15 protein-coding genes, 1 tRNA gene, 2 rRNA genes and 1 riboswitch are annotated in these 26,778 nt (G+C 54.1%); of the genes, 6 read left to right on the top strand and 12 right to left on the bottom strand.

What is annotated here, in order from left to right:
- Window positions 1–7 precede the first annotated feature (7 nt).
- The 3 genes from AC6I8A_RS01345 to AC6I8A_RS01335 form a co-directional block, all read right to left on the bottom strand.
- Window positions 8–2,912, bottom strand: a 23S ribosomal RNA gene (locus AC6I8A_RS01345).
- A 213-nt stretch (window positions 2,913–3,125) separates the two neighbouring features.
- Window positions 3,126–3,200: transfer RNA gene (locus AC6I8A_RS01340), tRNA-Glu, on the bottom strand.
- Between the two features lie 88 nt (window positions 3,201–3,288).
- Window positions 3,289–4,828: ribosomal RNA gene (locus AC6I8A_RS01335) — 16S ribosomal RNA — on the bottom strand.
- The 16S and 23S rRNA genes sit together here with 1 tRNA gene alongside, the layout of an rRNA operon.
- A gap of 630 nt (window positions 4,829–5,458) precedes the next feature.
- Between AC6I8A_RS01335 and purH the strand changes: the two genes are divergently transcribed.
- Together purH and purD are read left to right on the top strand one after the other, a co-directional pair.
- Entirely contained in the window at window positions 5,459–7,048 is a 1,590-nt protein-coding gene (gene purH / locus AC6I8A_RS01330) for a bifunctional phosphoribosylaminoimidazolecarboxamide formyltransferase/IMP cyclohydrolase (RefSeq protein WP_061720555.1), read from the top strand.
- Window positions 7,049–7,066: 18 nt separating this feature from the next.
- On the top strand, window positions 7,067–8,347 hold the full coding sequence (gene purD, locus AC6I8A_RS01325; RefSeq protein ID WP_497817900.1) for a phosphoribosylamine--glycine ligase: 1,281 nt from the start codon (window positions 7,067–7,069) through the stop codon (window positions 8,345–8,347).
- A gap of 44 nt (window positions 8,348–8,391) precedes the next feature.
- Here the strand turns inward: purD and AC6I8A_RS01320 are convergent, their stop codons facing one another.
- The 6 genes from AC6I8A_RS01320 to nudC all read right to left on the bottom strand — a co-directional run bounded on the left by AC6I8A_RS01320 (window position 8,392) and on the right by nudC (window position 12,791).
- Window positions 8,392–9,057 (bottom strand): DUF1481 domain-containing protein, encoded by a 666-nt coding sequence (locus AC6I8A_RS01320; RefSeq protein ID WP_497817899.1) that lies wholly within the window; start codon window positions 9,055–9,057, stop codon window positions 8,392–8,394.
- 68 nt (window positions 9,058–9,125) lie between these two features.
- A complete protein-coding gene (gene hupA, locus AC6I8A_RS01315; RefSeq protein ID WP_007886275.1) occupies window positions 9,126–9,398 on the bottom strand; it encodes a nucleoid-associated protein HU-alpha in 273 nt (90 codons plus the stop codon).
- 188 nt (window positions 9,399–9,586) lie between these two features.
- Window positions 9,587–10,177, bottom strand: coding sequence for a YjaG family protein (locus AC6I8A_RS01310; RefSeq protein WP_256698092.1), 591 nt, complete (start codon window positions 10,175–10,177; stop codon window positions 9,587–9,589).
- 62 nt (window positions 10,178–10,239) lie between these two features.
- Window positions 10,240–10,908, bottom strand: coding sequence for a deoxyribonuclease V (nfi, locus tag AC6I8A_RS01305; protein WP_008108420.1), 669 nt, complete (start codon window positions 10,906–10,908; stop codon window positions 10,240–10,242).
- A 2-nt stretch (window positions 10,909–10,910) separates the two neighbouring features.
- Window positions 10,911–11,978, bottom strand: coding sequence for a uroporphyrinogen decarboxylase (hemE, locus tag AC6I8A_RS01300; protein ID WP_265303464.1), 1,068 nt, complete (start codon window positions 11,976–11,978; stop codon window positions 10,911–10,913).
- 39 nt (window positions 11,979–12,017) lie between these two features.
- Complete coding sequence (nudC, locus tag AC6I8A_RS01295; RefSeq protein WP_265303463.1) at window positions 12,018–12,791, bottom strand: NAD(+) diphosphatase; 774 nt, start codon at window positions 12,789–12,791, stop codon at window positions 12,018–12,020.
- 88 nt (window positions 12,792–12,879) lie between these two features.
- Between nudC and rsd the strand changes: the two genes are divergently transcribed.
- From rsd to thiE, 3 genes are all read left to right on the top strand, one after another.
- Window positions 12,880–13,386: a sigma D regulator gene (gene rsd, locus AC6I8A_RS01290; RefSeq protein WP_497817898.1), complete on the top strand. Its 507-nt coding sequence runs from the start codon at window positions 12,880–12,882 to the stop codon at window positions 13,384–13,386.
- Window positions 13,387–13,514: 128 nt separating this feature from the next.
- A riboswitch (TPP riboswitch) is annotated at window positions 13,515–13,615 on the top strand.
- Window positions 13,616–13,705: 90 nt separating this feature from the next.
- Entirely contained in the window at window positions 13,706–15,628 is a 1,923-nt protein-coding gene (gene thiC / locus AC6I8A_RS01285) for a phosphomethylpyrimidine synthase ThiC (RefSeq protein ID WP_497817897.1), read from the top strand.
- On the top strand, window positions 15,625–16,272 hold the full coding sequence (thiE, locus tag AC6I8A_RS01280) for a thiamine phosphate synthase (RefSeq protein ID WP_436333453.1): 648 nt from the start codon (window positions 15,625–15,627) through the stop codon (window positions 16,270–16,272). Before thiC ends, thiE begins: the two co-directional genes overlap by 4 nt.
- 153 nt (window positions 16,273–16,425) lie before the next feature.
- Here the strand turns inward: thiE and AC6I8A_RS01275 are convergent, their stop codons facing one another.
- Complete coding sequence (locus tag AC6I8A_RS01275; RefSeq protein ID WP_256698087.1) at window positions 16,426–17,880, bottom strand: aminotransferase-like domain-containing protein; 1,455 nt, start codon at window positions 17,878–17,880, stop codon at window positions 16,426–16,428.
- A gap of 175 nt (window positions 17,881–18,055) precedes the next feature.
- Between AC6I8A_RS01275 and AC6I8A_RS01270 the strand changes: the two genes are divergently transcribed.
- Window positions 18,056–18,244: a DUF1127 domain-containing protein gene (locus AC6I8A_RS01270; RefSeq protein WP_008108404.1), complete on the top strand. Its 189-nt coding sequence runs from the start codon at window positions 18,056–18,058 to the stop codon at window positions 18,242–18,244.
- Between the two features lie 66 nt (window positions 18,245–18,310).
- On the opposite strand, the gene rpoC is transcribed toward AC6I8A_RS01270, so the two are convergent.
- Window positions 18,311–22,534 carry a DNA-directed RNA polymerase subunit beta' gene (gene rpoC / locus AC6I8A_RS01265; protein WP_008108402.1) on the bottom strand — a complete coding sequence of 1,408 codons (4,224 nt, stop codon included), beginning with the start codon at window positions 22,532–22,534 and terminating at the stop codon, window positions 18,311–18,313.
- A gap of 78 nt (window positions 22,535–22,612) precedes the next feature.
- Window positions 22,613–26,641, bottom strand: a complete 4,029-nt coding sequence (rpoB, locus tag AC6I8A_RS01260; protein WP_256698086.1) for a DNA-directed RNA polymerase subunit beta — start codon at window positions 26,639–26,641, stop codon at window positions 22,613–22,615.
- Window positions 26,642–26,778 lie beyond the last annotated feature (137 nt).

The following is a 26,778-nucleotide window of genomic DNA, read 5'->3' as shown; positions in this document are numbered from 1 at the left end:
GCGTTGTAAGGTTAAGCCTCACGGGTCATTAGTACCGGTTAGCTCAACGCATCGCTGCGCTTACACATCCGGCCTATCAACGTCGTAGTCTTCAACGTCCCTTCAGGACTCTCAAGGAGTCAGGGAGAACTCATCTCGGGGCAAGTTTCGTGCTTAGATGCTTTCAGCACTTATCTTTTCCGCACTTAGCTACCGGGCAGTGCCATTGGCATGACAACCCGAACACCAGTGGTGCGTTCACTCCGGTCCTCTCGTACTAGGAGCAACCCCCCTCAATTCTCCAGCGCCCACGGCAGATAGGGACCGAACTGTCTCACGACGTTCTAAACCCAGCTCGCGTACCACTTTAAACGGCGAACAGCCGTACCCTTGGGACCTACTTCAGCCCCAGGATGTGATGAGCCGACATCGAGGTGCCAAACACCGCCGTCGATATGAACTCTTGGGCGGTATCAGCCTGTTATCCCCGGAGTACCTTTTATCCGTTGAGCGATGGCCCTTCCATTCAGAACCACCGGATCACTATGACCTGCTTTCGCACCTGCTCGAGCCGTCACTCTCGCAGTCAAGCTGGCTTATGCCATTGCACTAACCTCCTGATGTCCGACCAGGATTAGCCAACCTTCGTGCTCCTCCGTTACTCTTTGGGAGGAGACCGCCCCAGTCAAACTACCCACCAGACACTGTCCGCAGCCCGGATCACGGGCCTACGTTAGAACATCAAACATTAAAGGGTGGTATTTCAAGGTTGGCTCCACGCAGACTGGCGTCCACGCTTCAAAGCCTCCCACCTATCCTACACATCAAGGCTCAATGTTCAGTGTCAAGCTATAGTAAAGGTTCACGGGGTCTTTCCGTCTTGCCGCGGGTACACTGCATCTTCACAGCGATTTCAATTTCACTGAGTCTCGGGTGGAGACAGCCTGGCCATCATTACGCCATTCGTGCAGGTCGGAACTTACCCGACAAGGAATTTCGCTACCTTAGGACCGTTATAGTTACGGCCGCCGTTTACCGGGGCTTCGATCAAGAGCTTCTCCTTGCGGATAACCCCATCAATTAACCTTCCGGCACCGGGCAGGCGTCACACCGTATACGTCCACTTTCGTGTTTGCACAGTGCTGTGTTTTTAATAAACAGTTGCAGCCAGCTGGTATCTTCGACTGGCTTCAGCTCCGGGAGCAAGTCCCTTCACCTACGCGCCAGCGTGCCTTCTCCCGAAGTTACGGCACCATTTTGCCTAGTTCCTTCACCCGAGTTCTCTCAAGCGCCTTGGTATTCTCTACCTGACCACCTGTGTCGGTTTGGGGTACGATTTCGTGTTACCTGGAGCTTAGAGGCTTTTCCTGGAAGCAGGGCATCAGTTACTTCACCACCGTGGTGGCTCGTCGTCACGCCTCAGCCTTAAGATATCCCGGATTTACCAAAGATATCAGCCTACACGCTTAAACCGGGACAACCGTCGCCCGGATAACCTAGCCTTCTCCGTCCCCCCTTCGCAGTAACACCAAGTGCAGGAATATTAACCTGCTTCCCATCGACTACGCTTTTCAGCCTCGCCTTAGGGGTCGACTCACCCTGCTCCGATTAACGTTGAACAGGAACCCTTGGTCTTCCGGCGAGCGGGCTTTTCACCCGCTTTATCGTTACTTATGTCAGCATTCGCACTTCTGATACCTCCAGCAACCCTCACAGGCCACCTTCAACGGCTTACAGAACGCTCCCCTACCCAACAACACATAGTGTCGCTGCCGCAGCTTCGGTGCATGGTTTAGCCCCGTTACATCTTCCGCGCAGGCCGACTCGACCAGTGAGCTATTACGCTTTCTTTAAATGATGGCTGCTTCTAAGCCAACATCCTGGCTGTCTGTGCCTTCCCACATCGTTTCCCACTTAACCATGACTTTGGGACCTTAGCTGGCGGTCTGGGTTGTTTCCCTCTTCACGACGGACGTTAGCACCCGCCGTGTGTCTCCCGTGATAACATTCTTCGGTATTCGCAGTTTGCATCGGGTTGGTAAGCCGGGATGGCCCCCTAGCCGAAACAGTGCTCTACCCCCGAAGATGAGTTCACGAGGCGCTACCTAAATAGCTTTCGGGGAGAACCAGCTATCTCCCGGTTTGATTGGCCTTTCACCCCCAGCCACAAGTCATCCGCTAATTTTTCAACATTAGTCGGTTCGGTCCTCCAGTTAGTGTTACCCAACCTTCAACCTGCCCATGGCTAGATCACCGGGTTTCGGGTCTATACCCTGCAACTTAACGCCCAGTTAAGACTCGGTTTCCCTGCGGCTCCCCTATACGGTTAACCTTGCTACAGAATATAAGTCGCTGACCCATTATACAAAAGGTACGCAGTCACCCCATAAAGAGGCTCCCACTGCTTGTACGTACACGGTTTCAGGTTCTGTTTCACTCCCCTCGCCGGGGTTCTTTTCGCCTTTCCCTCACGGTACTGGTTCACTATCGGTCAGTCAGGAGTATTTAGCCTTGGAGGATGGTCCCCCCATATTCAGACAGGATACCACGTGTCCCGCCCTACTCTTCGAACTCACAGAATGTGCACTTTCGTGTACGGGGCTGTCACCCGGTATCGCGCGACTTTCCAGACGCTTCCACTAACGCACAAACTGATTCAGGTTCTGGGCTGTTCCCCGTTCGCTCGCCGCTACTGGGGGAATCTCGGTTGATTTCTTTTCCTCTGGGTACTTAGATGTTTCAGTTCCCCAGGTTCGCCTCGCAACACTATGTATTCATGTTGCGATGATGCACTGAGTGCACCGGGTTTCCCCATTCGGACATCGTCGGCTGTAGCGGTTCATATCACCTTACCGACGCTTTACGCAGATTAGCACGTCCTTCATCGCCTCTGACTGCCAGGGCATCCACCGTGTACGCTTAGTCGCTTAACCTCACAACCCACAGGCGTTTTGCAACGCTGCGGACTGCAGGCATTGAGAGACTCGAACATGTTGTTATTCATTTCTTATTACGGAGAAATGAACCAACACGTCGTTTCAATTTTCAGCTTGTTCCGGATTGTTAAAGAGCAATATCTCAAACATGACGGTTAAGTCAGTTTTGAGATACTTCGTGGAGACACCTTTCACCTGTCACCAAGCAAGTGGCGTCCCCTAGGGGATTCGAACCCCTGTTGCCGCCGTGAAAGGGCGGAGTCCTAACCGCTAGACGAAGGGGACACGATAGTGTCACGACTTCGCAGCCGTCTTGCTCATTACTTTTTATCAGACAATCTGTGTGAGCACTGCGCGGGAAGGTATCTTCAGGTAAGGAGGTGATCCAACCGCAGGTTCCCCTACGGTTACCTTGTTACGACTTCACCCCAGTCATGAATCACAAAGTGGTAAGCGCCCTCCCGAAGGTTAAGCTACCTACTTCTTTTGCAACCCACTCCCATGGTGTGACGGGCGGTGTGTACAAGGCCCGGGAACGTATTCACCGTAGCATTCTGATCTACGATTACTAGCGATTCCGACTTCACGGAGTCGAGTTGCAGACTCCGATCCGGACTACGACGCACTTTATGAGGTCCGCTTGCTCTCGCGAGGTCGCTTCTCTTTGTATGCGCCATTGTAGCACGTGTGTAGCCCTACTCGTAAGGGCCATGATGACTTGACGTCATCCCCACCTTCCTCCAGTTTATCACTGGCAGTCTCCTTTGAGTTCCCGGCCGAACCGCTGGCAACAAAGGATAAGGGTTGCGCTCGTTGCGGGACTTAACCCAACATTTCACAACACGAGCTGACGACAGCCATGCAGCACCTGTCTCAGAGTTCCCGAAGGCACCAAAGCATCTCTGCTAAGTTCTCTGGATGTCAAGAGTAGGTAAGGTTCTTCGCGTTGCATCGAATTAAACCACATGCTCCACCGCTTGTGCGGGCCCCCGTCAATTCATTTGAGTTTTAACCTTGCGGCCGTACTCCCCAGGCGGTCGACTTAACGCGTTAGCTCCGGAAGCCACTCCTCAAGGGAGCAACCTCCAAGTCGACATCGTTTACGGCGTGGACTACCAGGGTATCTAATCCTGTTTGCTCCCCACGCTTTCGCACCTGAGCGTCAGTCTTTGTCCAGGGGGCCGCCTTCGCCACCGGTATTCCTCCAGATCTCTACGCATTTCACCGCTACACCTGGAATTCTACCCCCCTCTACAAGACTCTAGCCTGCCAGTTTCGAATGCAGTTCCCAGGTTAAGCCCGGGGATTTCACATCCGACTTGACAGACCGCCTGCGTGCGCTTTACGCCCAGTAATTCCGATTAACGCTTGCACCCTCCGTATTACCGCGGCTGCTGGCACGGAGTTAGCCGGTGCTTCTTCTGCGGGTAACGTCAATCGGTGAAGCTATTAACTCCACCGCCTTCCTCCCCGCTGAAAGTACTTTACAACCCGAAGGCCTTCTTCATACACGCGGCATGGCTGCATCAGGCTTGCGCCCATTGTGCAATATTCCCCACTGCTGCCTCCCGTAGGAGTCTGGACCGTGTCTCAGTTCCAGTGTGGCTGGTCATCCTCTCAGACCAGCTAGGGATCGTCGCCTAGGTGAGCCATTACCCCACCTACTAGCTAATCCCATCTGGGCACATCCGATGGTGTGAGGCCCGAAGGTCCCCCACTTTGGTCTTGCGACGTTATGCGGTATTAGCTACCGTTTCCAGTAGTTATCCCCCTCCATCGGGCAGTTTCCCAGACATTACTCACCCGTCCGCCACTCGTCACCCGAGAGCAAGCTCTCTGTGCTACCGTTCGACTTGCATGTGTTAGGCCTGCCGCCAGCGTTCAATCTGAGCCATGATCAAACTCTTCAATTTAAGTTTGATTTGCTGAAACAAGTTCAGCGGTGCTCATCTGTAAAACGTCATAATGAATTTCATTATGTGTTCACTCGTGAGGCTTTGATATTTTGTTGCGTCCGGAGACGCTGATATCAATCCTGCGAGTGCCCACACAGATTGTCTGATAAATTGTTAAAGAGCGTTGCGAACAGCGGCTGAACCGTCTGTCGCGAGGTGGCGTATACTACGCTACTCTCCTTCGGAGTCAAACACTTTTTTCAGCGTTTTCATCCGGCGGAAGTTCTTATCGAATCTTCCTCACCAACACCGCATTTCGTAAACCGTTGTGCCGTGTTGATGGATGCGCATTATAGGGAGTTGTTATCAGCGCGCAACCGCTAAATTCAATAAAAACAACCGTTCGCTGCATTCCACAGCAAAACCCAGCCTTATACGCAGTTACACACAGTGTTATCCACACTCTGCCGCACAAATGAATTTAGGCGAGCATCACGCAAACGTTTTCGCTACAATGCCCGGCGACGTCAAGGATGCCCCTTTTGGGGCGTTACATGAGGCAAGCGTTTCCTTCTATATAGAAGAGAGACACTAAGCTTGATGTAACGCTCTTTTTTACGCGAAACAAAGCCAAGGGATAAAACCACCATGCAACAACGTCGTCCTGTACGCCGCGCTCTACTCAGTGTCTCTGACAAAGCCGGTATCCTCGAATTTGCTCAGGCACTCTCCAGTCGTGGTGTTGAGCTGCTCTCCACAGGCGGTACCGCACGTCTGCTGGCAGATGCGGGCCTGCCCGTCACCGAAGTTTCTGACTACACCGGTTTTCCGGAAATGATGGATGGACGCGTCAAAACGCTGCACCCGAAAGTGCATGGCGGCATTTTGGGTCGTCGTGGTCAGGATGATGCGATCATGGCTGAACACGCCATCAACCCAATCGACATGGTGGTCGTCAACCTGTATCCCTTCGCACAAACCGTTGCCAAACCTGATTGCTCATTAGCTGATGCGGTTGAGAACATCGATATCGGTGGCCCGACCATGGTTCGCTCAGCGGCGAAGAACCATAAAGACGTGGCGATCGTGGTCAAGAGCAGCGATTACGAGGCGATCATTGCTGAGCTGGATGCCAACGAAAATTCGCTCACGCTAGAAACGCGTTTCGATCTGGCCATCAAAGCCTTCGAACACACTGCCGCTTATGACAGCATGATTGCCAACTACTTCGGTAGCCTGGTGCCGGCTTATCACAGCGACAGCAAAGAGCCGGCCGGCCGCTTCCCGCGCACGCTTAACCTCAACTTCATCAAGAAGCAGGATATGCGTTACGGCGAGAACAGCCATCAGGATGCTGCCTTCTATATAGAAGAGAATGTTGCTGAAGCTTCTGTTGCCACCGCGCAGCAGGTTCAGGGCAAAGCGCTCTCTTACAACAACATCGCCGATACCGATGCCGCACTCGAGTGCGTGAAAGAGTTCGACGAAGCTGCTTGCGTGATCGTCAAACACGCTAACCCATGCGGCGTGGCGGTTGGCGGTTCGATCCTTGACGCTTACGAGCGTGCCTACAAAACTGACCCGACTTCTGCTTTCGGCGGCATCATCGCTTTCAACCGCGAGCTGGACGAAGCCACCGCACAGGCGATCATCAGCCGTCAGTTTGTTGAAGTGATCATCGCGCCATCCGCCAGCGAAGCAGCGCTGAAAGTGACTGCGGCCAAGCAGAACGTGCGCGTTCTGGTGTGTGGTCAGTGGCAAGGTCGTGTTGCGGCGCTGGATTTCAAACGCGTCAACGGCGGCGTGCTGGTTCAGGATCGCGATCTGGGCATGGTCGATGCCAGCCAGCTGCGCGTCGTCAGCAAGCGTCAGCCAACTGAGCAGGAACTGCGTGATGCGCTGTTCTGCTGGAAAGTGGCGAAGTTCGTTAAATCCAATGCCATCGTCTACGCACGTGACAATATGACCATCGGCATTGGCGCCGGCCAGATGAGCCGCGTTTACTCGGCCAAAATTGCCGGCATCAAAGCGGGTGATGAAGGTCTGGAAGTGAAAGGCTCCGCAATGGCGTCTGATGCATTCTTCCCGTTCCGCGACGGTATCGACGCCGCAGCGGCTGTCGGCATCAGCTGCGTGATTCAGCCAGGCGGTTCAATCCGTGATGATGAAGTGATTGCCGCCGCTGATGAGCACGGCATCGCGATGATCTTTACTGACATGCGTCATTTCCGCCATTAATTGTTGGGAGCAGTACAGATGAAAATTTTAGTGATTGGTAATGGCGGACGTGAGCACGCGCTGGCATGGAAAGCGGCACAATCGTCACTGGCCGAAACAGTGTTTGTCGCGCCGGGCAATGCGGGCACCGCGCTTGAGCCGGCTTTGCAAAACGTGGCAATCAGCGCCACCGACGTTGCCGCGCTGCTGGCTTTTGCGCAGCAGGAAAAAATCGATCTGACCATCGTTGGCCCGGAAGCGCCGCTGGTGATGGGTGTGGTTGATGCGTTCCGTGCTGCAGGTCTGAAGATCTTTGGCCCAACGCAAGCCGCCGCCCAGCTGGAAGGCTCAAAGGCGTTCACCAAAGATTTCCTGGCACGTCAGCAGATCCCAACCGCCGAGTACCAGAACTTCACCGAAGTGGAGCCTGCGCTGGCCTATCTGCGTGAGAAAGGCGCACCGATCGTCATTAAAGCTGACGGTCTCGCCGCCGGTAAAGGCGTGATCGTGGCGATGGAACTGGCGGAAGCCGAAGCCGCTGTGCAGGATATGCTGGCTGGCAATGCGTTCGGCGATGCGGGTCACCGCATTGTGATTGAAGAGTTCCTTGATGGCGAAGAAGCCAGCTTTATCGTGATGGTCGACGGCAATAATGTGCTGCCGATGGCCACCAGCCAGGATCACAAGCGTGTCGGCGATGGCGATACCGGTCCAAACACCGGCGGCATGGGCGCGTATTCTCCGGCGCCAGTGGTGACCGATGAGATCCACCAGCGCGTAATGGATCAGATCATCTGGCCAACCGTTAACGGTATGAAAGCTGAAGGCAACATCTATACCGGTTTTCTGTATGCCGGTTTAATGATCGATAAAGCCGGTCAGCCTAAAGTGATCGAGTTTAACTGCCGCTTCGGCGATCCGGAAACTCAGCCAATCATGCTGCGTCTGCAGTCGGATCTGGTTGAGCTGTGTCTGGCGGCGACCGATGGCAAACTGGATCAGCAAACCTCGCAGTGGGATCCGCGTCCCTCTCTCGGCGTGGTGCTAGCGGCGGGTGGTTATCCGGGCGATTACAACACAGGCGATCAGATTCATGGTCTGCCGCTCGAAGAAGTGCCGGACGGCAAAGTGTTCCACGCTGGTACCACCATGAAAGACGATCTGGTGGTGACTAACGGTGGCCGCGTACTGTGCGTGACCGCGCTGGGCGACGATGTAGCCGCTGCGCAGAAGAACGCTTATGCGCTGGCGCAGCATATTTCGTGGGATGGCAGCTTCTGCCGCCGTGATATCGGTTATCGCGCCATTAACCGCAAATAAGTACGCAAAGGGGCACAGCATGTGCCCCTTCACTTATCTGCCTGCTAGAAATCACTCTCTTTTGGCTGCCAGCTGCATTCGTCATCCGGCGTAGCACGTAGCAGTTGCACACCTTCCGGCGCTTCCAGCCACGACACCATCAACGGCGCAGACTGGCTCTGCTGCTGGCGACTTAGCGTATACAGCGTGTCGCGATCAAAGGCCGCATTCACCAGCCTGTCATCGCACTCTCGTACCTGATTGCCGCCCAGCCAATGGCCCTGACGCAGCAATACGCGGCCTGCAAGCAACGCATTGCTCTGATCCAGCATGCGCTGCGCATCGAAGCGATACAGCTCAACGCTATCAGCGCTGACTGCTTCACGTCGTCCCGCCAGCTGGCGCTGCATGAAATTGAGATTGCCCTGATGATCGAAGCGTAAGGTGACATCATCCGGCTGTGCACCCGCGACGCGTCGTTCGACGCTAATCAGCTTCTGCTGCTGCCAGTTGTAATCAGTGGTTTCCATAGCATCGCCATTAAAGGGCGTGAAGACCGTTCGCAGATGAACCACTTGATGGTCGCTATTCTTGCGCCAGATGCGCACGGTGCCGCGGTCGGCCAGATAGCCGCTCGCCGTAAAGGCAGGAAGATCAGGAGTGGAGCTACAGCCCGTAAGTAGCGCACCGAATAACAGGGCGCACACGCGCTGAGGAATTGAATTCAGCATGGCAGGTCCCGGCAACAAAAAGGGGCGCTAACGCCCCCTCTTTTAAAGCTAAACCGCAATGCGGAAACTTACTTAACAGCGTCTTTCAGAGCTTTGCCTGAAACGAACGCTGGCACGTTAGCCGCTGCAATTTTGATCTCTTTGCCAGTCTGCGGGTTGCGACCGGTACGCTCAGCGCGGTGGTTCACTTTAAAAGTACCAAAACCAACCAGTTGTACAGCATCACCTTCTTTCAGAGACTCAGTGATCGCAGCCAGGGTAGATTCCAGCGCAGTCTTAGCCTGGGTTTTAGACAGGTCAGCTTTCTCTGCGATCACATCAATCAGTTGAGTCTTGTTCATAAGTTATCCTTAAAGTGTATTTATCGCTTGCTAAGCAACGAGTGCGAGGGAAAAGCCCTTCTCAGGCCTTGTTCAGCCGGCACGCACCGATAGCCACAATTTTCAGCCCCCCAAATGTAGACCAGACAGGGGGCCGATGTGAAGCCTCCAGGCGCGGTAATTCGGGCCTGAAGTCACGTTTTCTTGCCTTATTGCTGAAAAAGTATACCGATGTTACTGATTCCCGCTTCGCGCAGGTCTGCACGCAGGCCTTTAATCAATTCGAGGTCGCGCTCTTCGCACTCTGACAGCAGGCGGAAAATCTCCCACTGCAGGTCCCATTCATCGATTACCGCCTGATTTCCACGCAGCTCTTCGTCGGTCATTTCGCGACCGGCCTGCGTCATTTCCAGAATCGCCACGGTGGTGATCGATGTACGGCTGACTTCAATGGCGTGCTCCAGCGTTTCGCCGCTGAGTTGTGCATGCAGCAGTTCACTTAATGCCACGCAGGCATCAATCGCCGGATGCACACCGTAAACCTCGAAATCGTCACCATCAGGGATCGCCGCTTCAAATTTCTCCAGCTGACCGTCGAAATTGATTTTGGCATCTTTGACCGTCAGGCTTTCCCAGATTAGATCGAGGATGCGGCGATAGAGTTGCGGATCGGCGAATTCGGTCTGCTGACAGAAAGCCCAATAGTTGGGGAACATACGCTCGCACAGGCAGGCCATGAAAGTCATATGCTGCCAGCTTTCAAGCTTCGCCAGACGCAAATGGACGGGATTCTGTAACATCAAACTTACTCTCAATAGGTTAGCTGGCGGCAGTGTACCGCAAAAGCCGGGCACAAACAGCGTTAAGGCGTATTTTGCCAGCGCAGAAAGGCCGGGCGTCCAGAGGCGACAGCATCCGCCCAACGCGTCGGTTCCGGCAAACGATAGCCTGCGGTACAGGCTTCCACCCAATGCAAGGCGCTATCCATGCTGACCCGATGGCCGGTCGAGATAAACAGCGGATTACAGCGCGCTTTACTGCGCCATACCCAGCCAATCTGCTCACCTTTGTCGAGCAGCGGCTGACGGCTGCCTGGCTCAGCGTCCAGCTCAGCAAAACGCCCGCATAGACGCTTCTTCGCTACGCCAATGGTAGGCACATCCACCAGCGATCCGAAATGCGCCGCCACGCCAAGCCGACGCGGATGGGAAATACCGTGACCATCAACAAACAGCAGATCGGGCATGTGGGAGAGTTGCTGCCAGGCTTCCAGCAGTGCCGGCATTTCGCGGAAGGATAAGAAGCCCGGAATATACGGCATGGTAGTGGCCACGCGTGCAATGCGATGTTCCACCAGCGTTAAGGATGGATACTCGAGGATGACCAGAGCAGCGCGTGTGATCTCACCGCCCTGTTCAAAACCTACGTCGGCGCCACCAATAAAACGCGGCGGCAGCACGTCGAAATCATCCTGCCGCACCACATCAGCAGCGCGTTGCAACTGTTCCTGGCGTAGTGCGGCTAAATCCACCATCAGCCCTGATGATAAGGACGTGACAGACGATGCACCGCTTCTACAAACGCACCGGCATGCTCAGGCGGTACGTCTGGATGGATGCCGTGGCCCAGGTTAAACACGTGGCCTTCGCCCGCGCCAAAACCTTCAAGAATCCCGGCTACTTCCTGCTCGATGCGCGCAGGCGGTGCATACAGCATGGAAGGATCCATGTTGCCCTGCAGCGCCACTTTGTCACCTACGCGACGACGCGCATCGGCGATATCGGTGGTCCAGTCGAGCCCCAGCGCATCACAGCCGGTCGCGGCTATCGCTTCCAGCCATTGGCCGCCACCTTTGGTGAACAGCGTAATAGGTACGCGACGACCTTCGTTCTCGTGCAGCACGCTATCGACGATTTTATGCATGTAATAGAGCGAGAATTCGCGATAGTCGCGTCCGGTCAGCACGCCGCCCCATGTATCGAACACCATGATCGACTGCGCGCCAGCTTTGATCTGCGCATTGAGATAAAGAATCACGCTGTCCGCCAGCTTATCCAGCAATTTGTGCAGGGTTTGCGGCTCGGCGTACATCATCTTTTTGATTTTTGTGAAGGCTTTGCTGCTGCCGCCTTCAACCATGTAGGTTGCCAGCGTCCACGGGCTGCCGGAGAAACCGATCAGCGGCACTTCGCCTTTCAGGTTGTGACGAATGGTACGCACCGCGTTCATAACATAACCGAGTTCATGCTCTGGATCCGGCACCGGCAGTTTGTCGACATCCGCACGACAGGTGATCGGGTTGGAGAAACGCGGGCCTTCGCCGGTCTCAAAGTAGAGCCCAAGTCCCATCGCATCCGGAATGGTGAGGATATCGCTGAAGAGGATTGCCGCATCCAGCGCATAGCGACGCAGCGGTTGCAGCGTGACTTCACACGCCAGCTCAGCATTCTTACACAGCGACATAAAATCACCGGCTTCAGCGCGCGTGGCTTTGTACTCCGGCAAATAGCGCCCAGCTTGTCGCATCATCCATACCGGCGTGACATCTACCGGCTGACGTAACAGGGCGCGCAGATAACGATCGTTCTTCAGTTCACTCATAATGGGCTCTCTCATGCTAAGGCCGGCAGTGTAGCATTTTCACGCCGCGCTGGCGCGACACAGGGCAACAGTATCTTCAATCAGGCGACGCGCCACCGTGCCGGGCGGCGGTAACAGCGGCAGATTGTCATAGCGATACCAACCGGCATCCAGCAGCTCTTTGCCGTCGTGTTGCAGATCGCCACCATCATATTCCGCCATATACGCCATCATCAGGGAATGCGGGAACGGCCACGGCTGCGAGGTCACGTAACGCACGTTTTTCACCCGCACGTTACTCTCCTCCATCACTTCCCGCGCTACCGCTTGTTCTAAGGTTTCGCCCACTTCGACGAACCCTGCCAGCACGGTATAGATGTTGTTGCGATGACGCGCATGATTGGCAAGCAGGATCTCATCGCCACGACGGATGGCCACGATGATGCACGGCGCAATTTGCGGGTAATAGCGCTCGCGGCAATGATTGCACAAGCAGGCAAATTCGCGTTTGCTGATGTGCATCTCATGGCCGCAATAGCCGCACCAGCGATGCGAACGGTAAAACTCCGCCAGCTGCACGCCACGCCCGACGATTTGGAACAGGCCGACATCCTCATCAATCAGTTGGCGCACCGAGCCCATGCTGTCCGGGCGCGACTCGCGTACCAGCCAGACATTCTCGCCCTGCCACTCGCCAATCAACATGCCGTTGCTGCCGTTCAGGCCAAAATCGCTGGCTAAGCCATGCGGCAATTCACCCTGCGGCATCCAAAGTTTTTGCTCATGGCTGACAACCCACCAACCAGCGTCTAAGCTTGAGATCTCACGTTGCATCTTAATCGTTGTCCTTAGCGTCAAATCGCACGCTGAAATCCTAATATTAAGTGTGTAATAAACAACTATAACCTACCTGGAGCCCCATATGCTTAACCAGTTAGAGAACCTGACAGAGCGTGTCGGTGGCAGAAATGAATTGGTGGATTCATGGCTGCGCGCCCGTCGACAGCTGCTCGTCACTTACTACGAGCTTATTGGCATGAAGCCACAAAAAGATGCGTTAACTGCGCTGGATGAACAGGCGCTGGATGCGTTTTGTCACAACCTGGTAGATTACCTGTCTACCGGCCATTTCAGTGTGTATGAACACATCATTAGTGAGATGCAGGGTGATAGCCCATTAATCGTGGCCGCGCAGATTTATCCGGCACTTGAGGCGAATACCGATCGCATCATGCAGCTTTACGACACCCATCTGCAGCAAGCGATTAACGATGATAATTGCGTGGATTTTCAAACCGCGCTCTCCGAAGTCGGTGAAGTGCTGGAATCGCGCTTTACGCTGGAAGATAAGCTGGTGCAGCTCGCCTGGGATCACCTGCTGGCGCGCCCGCCGGTGGCTAATGACAGCGTCATCGCCCGCCCGGCTTAACATCCTGAAGTTGTAAAAAACTTGTTATTCAAGAAAAGCCCTCTTATGCTAAATGGGCTTTTTTATTGTCTTCTTTAACGACAATCAAGAGTCAAATTTTGCGATAAAAGTAGCTTATATCGTAAAACACAACCTTGTCGGAGTGCCCTCCGGGGCTGAGACCGTTAATTCGGGATCCGCGGAACCTGATCAGGTTAGTACCTGCGAAGGGAACAAGAGTAGACATCATCAGCACGTTGCAAGCTGGCGCCCAGCATCGTCGCTGTTACTCCTTCCGAACTCTGGACAAGCAACTTCCAACCTTTACCGGAAACTTGCTATGTCTGCTAAAACAACTCGTCGTGAACAGCGCGCTCAGGCGCAAGAATTTATCGATTCCCTGCAAGGAACCGCTTTCCCCAACTCCAAACGTATCTGGATCACCGGCAGCCGGGCGGATATTCGCGTGCCGATGCGTGAGATACAGCTCAGCCCGACACACATCGGCGGTAGCAAAGAACATCCGCAATATGAGCCGAATGAAGCGGTGCCGGTATATGACACCGCCGGTGCTTATGGCGATCCTCAAGCCACTATTGATGTGCATCAGGGACTCGCCAGGCTGCGCGCTAACTGGATCGAAGAACGTGAGGACAGTGAAACTATCCACCAGCTAAGTTCCAACTACACGCAGCAACGTCTGGCGGATGAAGGCTTGGATCACCTGCGTTTTGAGCATCTGCCACAACCGCGCCGCGCCAAAGCGGGTCGCCGGGTTACCCAACTGCACTATGCGCGACAGGGCATCATCACGCCGGAGATGGAGTTTATTGCGCTGCGTGAAAACATGGGCCGCGAGCGTATTCGCGGTGAAGTGCTGCTACAGCAGCATCCGGGCCACAGCTTTGGCGCTAATCTGCCGGAAAATATCACCGCTGAATTTGTTCGCCAGGAAGTCGCCAGCGGCCGCGCCATCATTCCTTCTAACATCAACCATCCCGAATCCGAACCGATGATCATCGGCCGCAACTTCCTGGTGAAGGTAAATGCCAATATTGGTAACTCGGCGGTGAGTTCATCGATTGAAGAAGAAGTGGAGAAGCTGGTGTGGTCGACGCGCTGGGGCGCAGACACCGTGATGGATCTCTCAACCGGCCGCTACATCCATGAAACGCGCGAGTGGATTTTGCGAAACAGCCCGGTGCCGATTGGTACAGTGCCGATTTATCAGGCGCTGGAAAAAGTGAACGGCATTGCAGAAGATCTCAACTGGGCGATTTTCCGCGACACGCTGCTGGAGCAGGCGGAACAAGGCGTTGACTACTTCACCATTCACGCTGGCGTATTGCTACGCTATGTGCCGATGACGGCCAACCGGCTGACCGGCATTGTGTCGCGCGGCGGCTCGATTATGGCGAAATGGTGCCTGTCGCATCACACCGAAAGCTTCCTCTATCTGCACTTCCGCGAGATTTGTGAAATTTGTGCCGCCTACGATGTGGCACTGTCGCTTGGCGACGGCCTGCGTCCCGGCTCGATTCAGGATGCCAACGATGAGGCACAATTTGCCGAACTGCATACGCTGGGCGAACTGACCAAAATCGCCTGGGAATACGATGTGCAGGTGATGATTGAAGGTCCGGGCCATGTGCCTATGCAGATGATTCGTCGCAATATGACTGAACAGCTTGAGCATTGTCACGAAGCGCCGTTTTACACGCTTGGCCCGCTCACCACCGATATCGCGCCCGGCTATGACCATTTCACTTCTGGCATCGGTGCGGCCATGATCGGCTGGTTCGGCTGCGCAATGCTGTGCTACGTGACGCCGAAAGAGCACCTCGGTTTGCCGAATAAAGAGGATGTGAAGCAAGGGCTGATCACCTACAAGATCGCCGCGCACGCAGCGGATCTGGCGAAAGGTCATCCGGGCGCGCAGATCCGCGACAATGCGATGTCGAAAGCGCGTTTTGAATTTCGCTGGGAAGATCAGTTCAATCTGGCGCTCGATCCGCACACCGCACGCGCCTATCACGATGAAACTCTGCCGCAGGAATCAGGCAAAGTGGCGCACTTCTGCTCGATGTGCGGCCCGAAATTCTGCTCAATGAAAATTACTCAGGAAGTGCGCGAGTTTGCCGCCCGCCAGCAGGCTGAAGCTCAGCCGATTGAGGTGGGAATGGCGCAAATGTCGGATGCCTTCCGCAATCGTGGCGGCGAGCTTTATCACGCTGCCGATACCCTTAAAGAGGAAAATGTATGACCGACGCCTTTCCTGCCACGGCCCCAAAACTGGGGCTGTATCCGGTTGTTGATAGCGTGGAATGGATCGCGCGCTTGCTGGAAGCCGGTGTGCGCACCATTCAGCTGCGCATCAAAGATTGTGAAGATCATGAGGTGGAAGATGCCGTGCGCGAGGCGATTGCGCTTGGCAAACAGTATCGGGCACGCCTGTTTATCAATGATTACTGGCGCTTAGCCATTAAATATCATGCTTATGGCGTGCACCTTGGCCAGGAAGATCTCGATGTCGCCGATCTGGCGGCCATTCGTGAGGCGGGATTGCGCCTGGGTTTATCGACGCATGACGATGCCGAGCTGGATCGAGCGCTGGCGCTGCGCCCTTCTTACATTGCGCTTGGCCACATCTATCCTACGCAAACCAAAGACATGCCATCTGCGCCGCAGGGCGTGGTGGAATTGAAACGCCATCTGTCGCGTTTACAGGATGTGCCAACCGTGGCGATTGGCGGTATTTCACTGGCGCGCGTGCCTGAAGTGCTGGCTACCGGCGTGGGCAGTATTGCGGTGGTGAGTGCGATTACCCAGGCCGTAGACTGGCGCGCAGCAACGCAGCAGTTGCTGTCACTGGTGGAAAATGGAATCGAACCTGCAAAAGTAATGTAATGCGTGGTAAGTGAGGATGAAACGCTGGAATCTGTCGCGCAGCAGCGTGATGTGATGGCTAGCGCCCTTTCCTGATAAAGCTAAAGTGTGCCTGCCCGCTGTCGCTTGCAGCGGGCCAGGGCTGGTCTTAACCTCTCCCAGCCCTGCCTTTCTTCACATAGTCAGGGAGGAAGTATGTACGGTTTCCACACTACAAGCCAGCATGGCACGTTCTACTGCTGCACCGAGTTGGGCTATCGCCTGTTCCGTATGCTCATTCATTGGCAAACCATAATTCAGGCGCAAGCAGTTGCGATACTTGCCCGAGGCCGAAAACAACGAGCCCACCGCAACCTGCATGTTCAGCTCACGCAATTCGGTATTGAGCCTGACCGCGTCAAACGCCTCTGGCAATTCAATCCACATCAGGAAACTGCCCTGCGGACGCGACACACAAATCCCGCACGGGAAGTAGTGGCGCACCCAACAGCTGAAAGTTTCGTAGTTGCGTTGATACACCTGACGCATGCGCCGCAAGTGCGGCAGATAATGACCAAGGCGAATAAATTCGGCGACCGCATGCTGCGGCTGTGTGGCCGTCGATCCGGTGCTGATGTATTTCATATGCAGCACGCGATCGCGATAGCGCCCCGGCGCCACCCAACCGACCCGCAATCCCGGCGCCAGCGTTTTGGAGAACGAACTGCACAGCAACACGCGGCCATCGTGGTCCAACGACTTGATGGTAACCGGACGCGGATATTCCCACGCCAGCTCACCATACACATCGTCTTCAATAATCGCGGCATCGAAACGCTGCGCCAGCGTAACCAGCGCACGTTTGCGAGATTCCGGCATGATGAAGCCCAGCGGATTATTGCAGTTTGGCACTACCACCACCGCTTTGATCGGCCACTGCTCGAACGCCAGTTCCAGCGCTTCCAGGCTGATGCCTGTGACCGAATCGGTAGGAATTTCAATAGCGCGAATGCCGAAGCCGCGCAGGGTTTGCATGGTGCCGTGGAAAGTCGGCGATTCCACCGCAATGATGTCGCCGGCCTGGCATATTGCACGAATCGAAATCGACAACGCTTCATGGCAGCCGGTGGTAATCACGATATCTTCTGCCGTGAGCTGACAACCGCTGTCAATCGTCAGACGCGCAACCTGTTCGCGCAATGCCGCGACGCCCAACAAACTGTCATAGTTGAGCTGATCAATTTCCTGCCTCTGCGCCATGCGGCTCTGAATTTTCCACAGCGGTTTCAACGTGGGCTGAGTGAGATCGGGAATACCGCTGCCGAGTTGCAATACATCGCTGTTAGTCCTGCTGCTGAGCAGCTCCAGCACAGATTCCCACTGTGTGATTTCCACCGGGCGCTGTGCCGGTCGGGTTATGGCGGGCATCGGCGGCGTCGCTTTGCGCGTTGCAACGAAATACCCGGATCGAGGCTGCGGCACGATCAGCTGTTTCTCTTCCAGCAGATGATATGCCTGCTGAACGGTACTGATACTCACGCCGTGTTCCAGGCTAAGCGTGCGCACCGATGGCAAGCGCTCGCCGCTGCGATACAGCCCTTGCTCAATTCGATCCGAAAGCAAACATGCCAAATGTTGGTAGCGCGTCATCGTATGCCTCACTAAGCCTTAGATCATGACAAACCAGTACAGATAGCCCTTATTATTACCATTCAGATTCATCACAGCGCAATCTGTATGTTAAAGATAAGTGATTTTTGCGTCTGTATCATAATACGTAGGAATTGGACAATGCATCTCAGGCAACCTACTGAGGGCAAGGATTATGGAATTCGATCAAAACCGCGCGGCTAAACCTTTTGATGTCACTTTACTGGATATCTTCCGTGGCGCAGTACGTATGGTTAAACACTGGAAAGCACGGCGGGAAACGCATCGCATCCTGTCAAAACTGAGTGACAATCAGCTGCGGGATATCGGACTGACACGCGAAGATGTCTGCCGTAAGTTCTGACAAAATCAAGACGAAAAAAAACCCTGCCGAGGCAGGGTTTTTTATTGGTCAGCTTTAGCAGACGAATTACTCGTCGTCGCTTCCGCCCAGACCGGCGTTCAGCAATTCAGCCAGGCTAGCAGAGGCTTCATCCGCAGTAACCTGCGGTGCAACCGGTGCTTCGCCCGCAGAGCGGCGACGCATACGATCCTGGTGATAAGCATAACCGGTACCGGCTGGGATCAGACGACCCACGATTACGTTCTCTTTCAGGCCGCGCAGTTCATCGCGCTTACCTGCAACTGCTGCTTCGGTCAGGACACGTGTGGTCTCCTGGAACGATGCTGCAGAGATGAACGATTCGGTTGCCAGTGACGCTTTGGTGATACCCAGCAGATCGCGCATGAATGTCGCGCCGATTTTGCCATTCGCTTCAAGTTCACGGTTAGAGATCTTGATGCGAGAGTATTCAGCCTGCTCACCTTCCAGGAAGTCGGTGCTTCCCACGCTCGAGATAGTTGCTTTACGCAGCATCTGACGAACGATGACTTCGATGTGTTTATCGTTAATCTTAACGCCTTGCAGACGGTAAACTTCCTGCACTTCGTTGGTGATGTAACGGGTAACAGCATGGACGCCACGCAGACGCAGGATGTCGTGCGGAGACTCTGGGCCGTCAGATACGACGTCACCACGTTCTACGCGCTCACCTTCGAATACGTTAAGCTGACGCCATTTTGGAATCATCTCTTCATACGGATCGCTACCATCAACCGGCGTGATTACCAGACGACGCTTACCTTTGGTCTCTTTACCGAAGGAGATGATACCGCTGATCTCCGCCAGGATTGCTGGCTCTTTCGGACGACGCGCTTCGAACAAGTCAGCAACGCGCGGCAGACCACCGGTAATATCCTTGGTACCGCCAGATTCTTGCGGAACACGCGACAGCGTGTCACCGGCACTGATCTTAACGCCATCTTCCAGCTGAACAATCGCTTTGCCCGGCAGGAAGTACTGTGCTGGCATGTCGGTACCTGGAATCAGAACATCATTTCCGTTGGCATCAACAATTTTCAGCGCAGGACGCAGATCTTTACCGCCCGCAGTACGTTCTGCAGAATCCAGAACCACCAGCGATGACAGACCGGTTAAATCGTCAGTCTGACGCGTAATGGTCTGACCGTCGATCATGTCAGTGAAGCGAATGAAACCGCCCACTTCGGTGATTACCGGCATGGTATGCGGATCCCAGTTTGCTACGGTCTCGCCCGCTGCAACCTGCTCGCCATCACCTTTAGCCATAACCGCACCGTAAGGCACTTTATAGCTCTCTTTGGTACGACCGAACTCGTCGATCATCTTCAGCTCAACGTTACGTGAAACGATAACCAGTTTTCCTGAGGAGTTGGTTACAGACTTCGCGTTGGTAAGCTTAATAGTACCTTTGTTCTTCACCTGGATGCTGGATTCAGCAGCCGCACGAGATGCCGCACCACCGATGTGGAACGTACGCATCGTCAGCTGAGTACCCGGCTCACCGATGGACTGTGCTGCGATAACACCGATGGCCTCACCTTTGTTGATGATGTGACCACGTGCCAGATCGCGACCGTAGCAGTGTGCGCACACACCGAAGTCGGTTTCACAGCCAACAACCGAGCGCACTTTGATCGCATCGACTGAATTCAGTTCGATCACATCACACCAGTGCTCATCGATCAGGGTGTTACGCGGGATCAGGATGTCTGCAGTGCCCGGCTTCAGAACGTCTTCAGCCGTTACACGACCCAGTACACGCTCACGCAGCGGCTCTTTAACGTCGCCACCTTCGATGACCGGAGTCATCATGATGCCTTCGAACGTGCCGCAGTCATCTTCGGTAACAACCAGATCCTGCGCTACGTCTACCAGACGACGCGTCAGATAACCGGAGTTAGCAGTTTTCAGTGCGGTATCCGCAAGGCCTTTACGCGCACCGTGCGTGGAGATGAAGTACTGGAGTACGTTCAGACCTTCACGGAAGTTCGCGGTGATCGGCGTTTCGATGATTGAGCCATCTGGCTTAGCCATCAGACCACGCATACCGGCCAGCTGACGAATCTGTGCAGCAGAACCACGCGCACCGGAGTCGGCCATCATGTAGATGCTGTTGAACGATACCTGCTGCTCTTCTTCGCCATGACGGTTGATCACGGTTTCAGTTTGCAGGTTATCCATCATCGCTTTGGAAACGCGTTCGTTAGCGGCGGCCCAAATATCGATAACTTTGTTGTAACGTTCGCCAGCAGTTACCAGACCAGACTGGAACTGTTCCTGAATCTCAGCAACTTCCGCTTCCGCTTCGGCTACGATTTCCGCTTTCTTTGCTGGAATCACCATGTCGTCGATACCTACAGAGGCACCTGAACGGGCTGCGTAAGCAAAACCGGTGTACATGGTTTGGTCAGCAAAGATAACGGTCGGCTTCAGGCCCAGGATGCGGTAACAGGTGTTCAGCATCTTGGAAATTGCTTTCTTACCCAGCGCCTGGTTGACGATGGAGTAAGGCAGGCCTTTCGGAACGATCATCCACAGAATCGCACGACCAATGGTGGTGTCGATAATGCTGGTTTTCGCAACGAACTCTTCCTGCTCGTTCTTTGTGTATTCAGTGATACGCACTTTAACGCGTGCATGCAGCTCGGCCAGGCCAGCGCGGTAAACACGCTCAGCTTCTTTCGGGCCAGTCAGCACCATGCCTTCGCCTTTGGCGTTCACTTTGTCGCGGGTCATGTAGTACAGACCCAGAACAACGTCCTGTGAAGGAACGATGATTGGCTCGCCGTTCGCGGGTGACAGAATGTTGTTGGTCGACATCATCAGCGCACGCGCTTCCAGCTGGGCTTCCAGCGTCAGCGGTACGTGAACAGCCATCTGGTCACCATCGAAGTCGGCGTTATATGCCGCACAAACCAGCGGGTGCAGCTGGATCGCTTTACCTTCGATCAGAACCGGTTCAAACGCCTGGATACCCAAACGGTGCAGAGTTGGTGCACGGTTCAGCAGTACCGGGTGTTCGCGGATCACTTCGTCCAGGATATCCCAAACGACAGCTTCTTCGCGCTCAACCATTTTCTTCGCGGCTTTGATGGTGGTGGCCAGGCCACGCAGTTCTAGCTTGCCGTAAATGAACGGTTTGAACAGCTCAAGAGCCATTTTCTTCGGCAGACCGCACTGATGCAGACGCAGGTATGGACCAACGGTGATAACTGAACGACCAGAGTAGTCAACACGTTTACCCAACAGGTTCTGACGGAAACGACCCTGTTTACCTTTGATCATGTCTGCCAGAGATTTCAGCGGACGCTTGTTCGAGCCAGTGATGGCGCGACCGCGACGGCCGTTATCCAGCAGTGCATCAACCGCTTCCTGCAGCATACGTTTTTCGTTACGTACGATGATATCTGGCGCAGCCAGATCCAGCAGGCGTTTCAGACGGTTGTTACGGTTGATCACGCGACGATACAGATCGTTCAGATCCGACGTAGCGAAACGACCACCATCCAGCGGTACCAGCGGACGCAGATCTGGCGGCAGAACCGGCAGAACGGTCAGGATCATCCACTCTGGCTTGTTACCAGACTGAACGAACGCTTCCAGCAGCTTAATACGCTTGGTCAGCTTTTTACGTTTGGTCTCGGAGTTGGTTTCGTTCAGCTCTTCACGCAGCTGCTCGCACTCTTGCTCCAGATCCATATTTTTCAGCAGCGCCTGGATAGCTTCCGCACCCATCTTCGCGTCGAATTCGTCACCGAACTCTTCCAGCGCGTCAAGGTACTGCTCTTCCGTCAGAATCTGACGTTTTTCCAGGTTGGTCATGCCGCCTTCGATAACCACATAAGATTCGAAGTACAGCACGCGCTCGATATCACGCAGTGGCATATCCAGCAGCAAGCCGATACGCGAAGGCAGTGATTTCAGGAACCAAATGTGCGCAGTTGGAGAAGCCAGCTCAATGTGGCCCATGCGCTCACGACGTACTTTGGTCTGTGTAACTTCAACGCCACACTTCTCACAGATCACGCCGCGATGTTTTAAACGCTTGTACTTACCGCACAGGCATTCGTAGTCTTTTACCGGTCCGAAAATACGGGCACAGAAAAGACCGTCACGCTCAGGCTTGAAGGTACGGTAGTTAATGGTTTCCGGCTTTTTAACTTCACCAAAAGACCATGAACGGATCATGTCTGGCGAGGCCAGAGCAATTTTGATCGCATCAAACTCTTCGGTCTTAGTTTGCGCTTTCAGAAACTTAAGTAAGTCTTTCACGGATTAGCTCCCGTCGGAGTGGAACTCTCAGGGACGCGCACCCGAAGTGCACGTCCCGTAACCAGTACTTGCGAGTACTTACTCGTCTTCCAGCTCGATGTTGATACCCAGCGAGCGAATCTCTTTCAACAGTACGTTGAAGGATTCCGGCATGCCCGGTTCCATCTGATGGTTACCGTCGACGATGTTTTTATACATCTTCGTACGGCCGTTAACGTCATCAGATTTAACAGTAAGCATTTCCTGCAGGGTATACGCGGCACCGTATGCTTCCAGTGCCCACACTTCCATCTCACCGAAGCGCTGTCCACCGAACTGCGCTTTACCACCCAGCGGCTGCTGAGTAACCAAGCTGTAAGAACCGGTAGAACGTGCGTGCATCTTGTCGTCGACCAGGTGGTTCAGTTTCAGCATGTACATGTAACCTACGGTTACCTGACGCTCAAACTGCTCACCGGTACGGCCGTCGAACAGGGTGATCTGACCGGAAGAAGGCAAGCCGCCGAGCTGCAACAGCTCTTTGATTTCGCTCTCTTTCGCACCGTCAAACACCGGAGTCGCGATTGGCATACCCTTCTTCAGGTTTTCTGCCAGACGCAGTACTTCGTCGTCTGTAAAGGTGTTCAGGTCAACTTTCTGACGCACATCAGTGCCCAGATCGTAAGCACGCTGGATGAACTCACGCAGTTTGGAGACTTCTTCCTGCTTCTTCAGCATCGCATTGATTTTTTCACCAATGCCTTTCGCCGCCATACCCAGGTGAGTTTCCAGGATCTGACCGATGTTCATACGCGATGGTACGCCCAGCGGGTTCAGTACGATATCGACCGGCGTACCGTTCTCATCGTAAGGCATGTCTTCGATAGGGTTGATCTTAGAGATAACACCCTTGTTACCGTGACGACCTGCCATCTTGTCACCAGGCTGGATCTGACGTTTAACGGCCAGATACACCTTAACGATTTTCAGCACGCCTGGTGCCAGATCATCGCCTTGAGTGATCTTGCGACGCTTCGCTTCAAGTTTCTTCTCAAACTCGTGCTTCAGCTCGTCGTACTGCTCAGCCAGCTGCTCCAGAGAATTCTGCTTCTCTTCGTCAGTCAGGCCCAGCTCCAACCAGCGCTCACGTGGCAGTTTGTCCAGCTTCTCAGCTTCAACACCACCCGAGATCAGTACTGCCTGGATACGGCCGAACAGGCCCGCTTCAAAGATTTGCAGTTCTTCAGACAGGTCTTTCTTAACCTGCTTCAGCTGCATCTCTTCGATTTCCAGCGCGCGCTTGTCTTTTTCCACGCCATCGCGGGTAAAGACCTGCACGTCGATAACCGTACCGGATACGCCGTTCGGAACGCGCAGTGACGAATCTTTCACGTCAGAGGCTTTTTCACCGAAGATCGCACGCAGCAGTTTCTCTTCTGGCGTCAGCTGGGTTTCACCTTTCGGCGTTACCTTACCAACCAGAATGTCGCCACCGGTCACTTCCGCACCGATATACACGATGCCGGATTCATCCAGTTTAGAAAGCGCAGCTTCACCCACGTTCGGGATATCAGCGGTGATCTCTTCTGGCCCCAGCTTGGTGTCGCGAGACACACATGCCAGTTCCTGGATGTGAATAGTGGTGAAACGGTCTTCCTGAACCACACGCTCGGATACGAGGATGGAGTCTTCGAAGTTGTAACCGTTCCATGGCATGAACGCCACGCGCATGTTCTGACCCAGCGCCAGTTCACCGAGATCGGTAGACGGGCCATCTGCCAGCACGTCGCCACGCTCAATCGGCTCACCCAGATTGACACACGGCATCTGGTTGATGCAGGTGTTCTGGTTAGAACGGGTGTACTTGGTCAGGTTGTAGATGTCGATACCCGCTTCGCCCGGATACATCTCTTCTTCGTTAACTTTGATAACGATACGAGAAGCATCAACGTACTGAACGGTACCACCACGTTTCGCGACGGCAGTTACACCGGAGTCAACCGCTACTGCACGTTCCATACCGGTACCAACCAGCGGCTTATCAGCACGCAGAGTTGGAACCGCCTGACGTTGCATGTTCGCACCCATCAAGGCGCGGTTAGCATCATCGTGTTCCAGGAACGGAATCAGTGACGCACCGACAGAAACCACCTGTTGGGTGGAAACGTCCATGTAGTCAACCTGATCGCGGCTGAACAGGCTTGACTCACCCTTGCTACGGCAGGTGACGAGATCGTCAACAAAGCTGCCATCTTCTGCGAGGTTGGTGTTCGCCTGAGCGATAACGTAGTTACCCTCTTCAATTGCAGAGAGGTAATGAATTTCATCACTCACTTTTCCGTCAACAACGCGACGATACGGGGTTTCTAGGAAACCGTATTCGTTAGTCTGCGCGTAAACAGAGAGTGAGTTAATCAGACCGATGTTCGGGCCTTCCGGGGTTTCAATAGGACATACACGACCGTAGTGGGTTGGGTGTACGTCACGTACTTCGAAACCGGCGCGCTCACGGGTCAGACCGCCTGGGCCCAGAGCAGAGATACGACGTTTGTGCGTAATCTCAGACAACGGGTTGTTCTGATCCATAAACTGGGACAGCTGGCTTGAACCGAAGAACTCTTTCACCGCCGCCGAAATCGGCTTAGCGTTGATCATGTCCTGAGGCATCAGCGTATCGAGGTCGCCCAAAGACAGACGCTCTTTAACTGCACGCTCAACACGAACCAGGCCAACACGGAACTGGTTTTCTGCCATTTCGCCAACAGAACGAATACGACGGTTACCGAGGTGATCGATATCATCCACTTCACCGATACCGTTACGGATACCGATAAGCTTTTTCATCACTTCGATGATGTCGTCTTTGCTCAGGATACCTGAACCTTCGATCTCTTCACGCAGCAGAGAACGGTTGAACTTCATGCGGCCAACCGCAGAAAGATCGTAACGATCTTCAGAGAAGAACAGGTTCTCGAACAGGTTTTCAGCGGCTTCACGCGTTGGTGGCTCACCAGGACGCATCATGCGGTAGATCTCAACCAGCGCGCTTAAGCGATCGTTGGTTGGGTCAACACGCAGGGTCTCGGAGATGTACGCACCGTGATCCAGGTCGTTGGTGAACAGCGTTTCAATGCGCTTGTGGCCTGACTGGCTCAGCTTCGCCAGCAGATCCAGTGACAATTCCATGTTCGCTGGAACGATCAGCTCGCCGGTGTTCAGATCGACGTAGTCTTTAGCAACCACTTTGCCAGCAATGTATTCAACTGGCACTTCGATGTGCTGAATGTTGTCTTTTTCCAGCTGACGGATGTGGCGCGCAGTGATGCGACGACCTTTCTCAACGTAGACCGTGCCGTTTGCTTCGATATCGAAGGAGGCGGTTTCACCACGCAGGCGCTCAGGCACCAGTTCCATCTGCAGTTTGTTATCGCGGATTTCGTAAACGACTTTGTCAAAGAACAGATCCAGGATTTGTTCTGAGGTGAAGTTTAACGCGCGCAGAATGATACTGGCCGGCAGCTTACGACGACGGTCAATACGGACGAAGAGGTTGTCTTTCGGGTCAAACTCGAAGTCGAGCCATGAACCGCGGTAAGGGATGATACGTGCGTTATACAGCACTTTACCGGAAGAGTGCGTTTTACCCTTATCGCTGTCGAAGAACACGCCAGGACTACGGTGCAGCTGAGAAACGATAACACGCTCAGTACCATTGATAACAAAGGTACCGTTGTCCGTCATGAGTGGAATCTCACCCATGTAGACTTCTTGTTCTTTAATGTCTTTTACGGTGCCTTCCGGCGCTTCGCGCTCGTAGATCACCAGACGCAGTTTCACACGCAGCGGTGCCGAATAGGTCACGCCACGGATCTGACATTCAGTTACGTCAAAGACAGGCTCACCCAAACGGTAGCTTACATACTGCAACTCAGAGTTGCCGCTGTAGCTTGAGATTGGGAATACGGAGCGGAAGGCTGCTTCCAGACCGTACTGGCCTTCTGGATCTTGCTCGATAAACTTCTGGAACGAGTCAAGCTGGATAGAAAGGAGATAAGGTATGTCCAAAACTTGTGGACGTTTACCAAAATCCTTACGAATACGTTTTTTCTCGGTATAGGAGTAAACCATGGGGTTCCTCAGCTAGCTGACATGTCGAACCACGCTGTCCGTCCTGAAAAGGACAGTTCATGCAACACTATTTTTTGTTTTTCATGCGATGCGCAGCACCCCATGCAATACATCTTTCTATCACTCTTAAATCATTT

This window comes from Pantoea sp. X-Soil-ISGK-275 (assembly GCF_059730795.1).
Note: the sequence above shows the minus strand (reverse complement) of the source record. Positions and strands in the feature narration are given on the sequence as shown.

Bases quoted from the DNA above. Each gene is read 5' to 3' on its own strand.
- purH (WP_061720555.1), top strand. From the start codon at position 5,459: ATGCAACAACGTCGTCCTGTACGCCGCGCTCTACTCAGTGTCTCTGAC.
- thiC (WP_497817897.1), top strand. From the start codon at position 13,706: ATGTCTGCTAAAACAACTCGTCGTGAACAGCGCGCTCAGGCGCAAGAA.
- AC6I8A_RS01320 (WP_497817899.1), bottom strand. From the start codon at position 9,057: ATGCTGAATTCAATTCCTCAGCGCGTGTGCGCCCTGTTATTCGGTGCG.
- AC6I8A_RS01310 (WP_256698092.1), bottom strand. From the start codon at position 10,177: ATGTTACAGAATCCCGTCCATTTGCGTCTGGCGAAGCTTGAAAGCTGG.
- AC6I8A_RS01270 (WP_008108404.1), top strand. From the start codon at position 18,056: ATGGAATTCGATCAAAACCGCGCGGCTAAACCTTTTGATGTCACTTTA.
- hemE (WP_265303464.1), bottom strand. From the start codon at position 11,978: ATGAGTGAACTGAAGAACGATCGTTATCTGCGCGCCCTGTTACGTCAG.
- rpoB (WP_256698086.1), bottom strand. From the start codon at position 26,641: ATGGTTTACTCCTATACCGAGAAAAAACGTATTCGTAAGGATTTTGGT.
- AC6I8A_RS01275 (WP_256698087.1), bottom strand. From the start codon at position 17,880: ATGACGCGCTACCAACATTTGGCATGTTTGCTTTCGGATCGAATTGAG.
- nudC (WP_265303463.1), bottom strand. From the start codon at position 12,791: ATGCAACGTGAGATCTCAAGCTTAGACGCTGGTTGGTGGGTTGTCAGC.
- thiE (WP_436333453.1), top strand. From the start codon at position 15,625: ATGACCGACGCCTTTCCTGCCACGGCCCCAAAACTGGGGCTGTATCCG.
- hupA (WP_007886275.1), bottom strand. From the start codon at position 9,398: ATGAACAAGACTCAACTGATTGATGTGATCGCAGAGAAAGCTGACCTG.
- rsd (WP_497817898.1), top strand. From the start codon at position 12,880: ATGCTTAACCAGTTAGAGAACCTGACAGAGCGTGTCGGTGGCAGAAAT.
- purD (WP_497817900.1), top strand. From the start codon at position 7,067: ATGAAAATTTTAGTGATTGGTAATGGCGGACGTGAGCACGCGCTGGCA.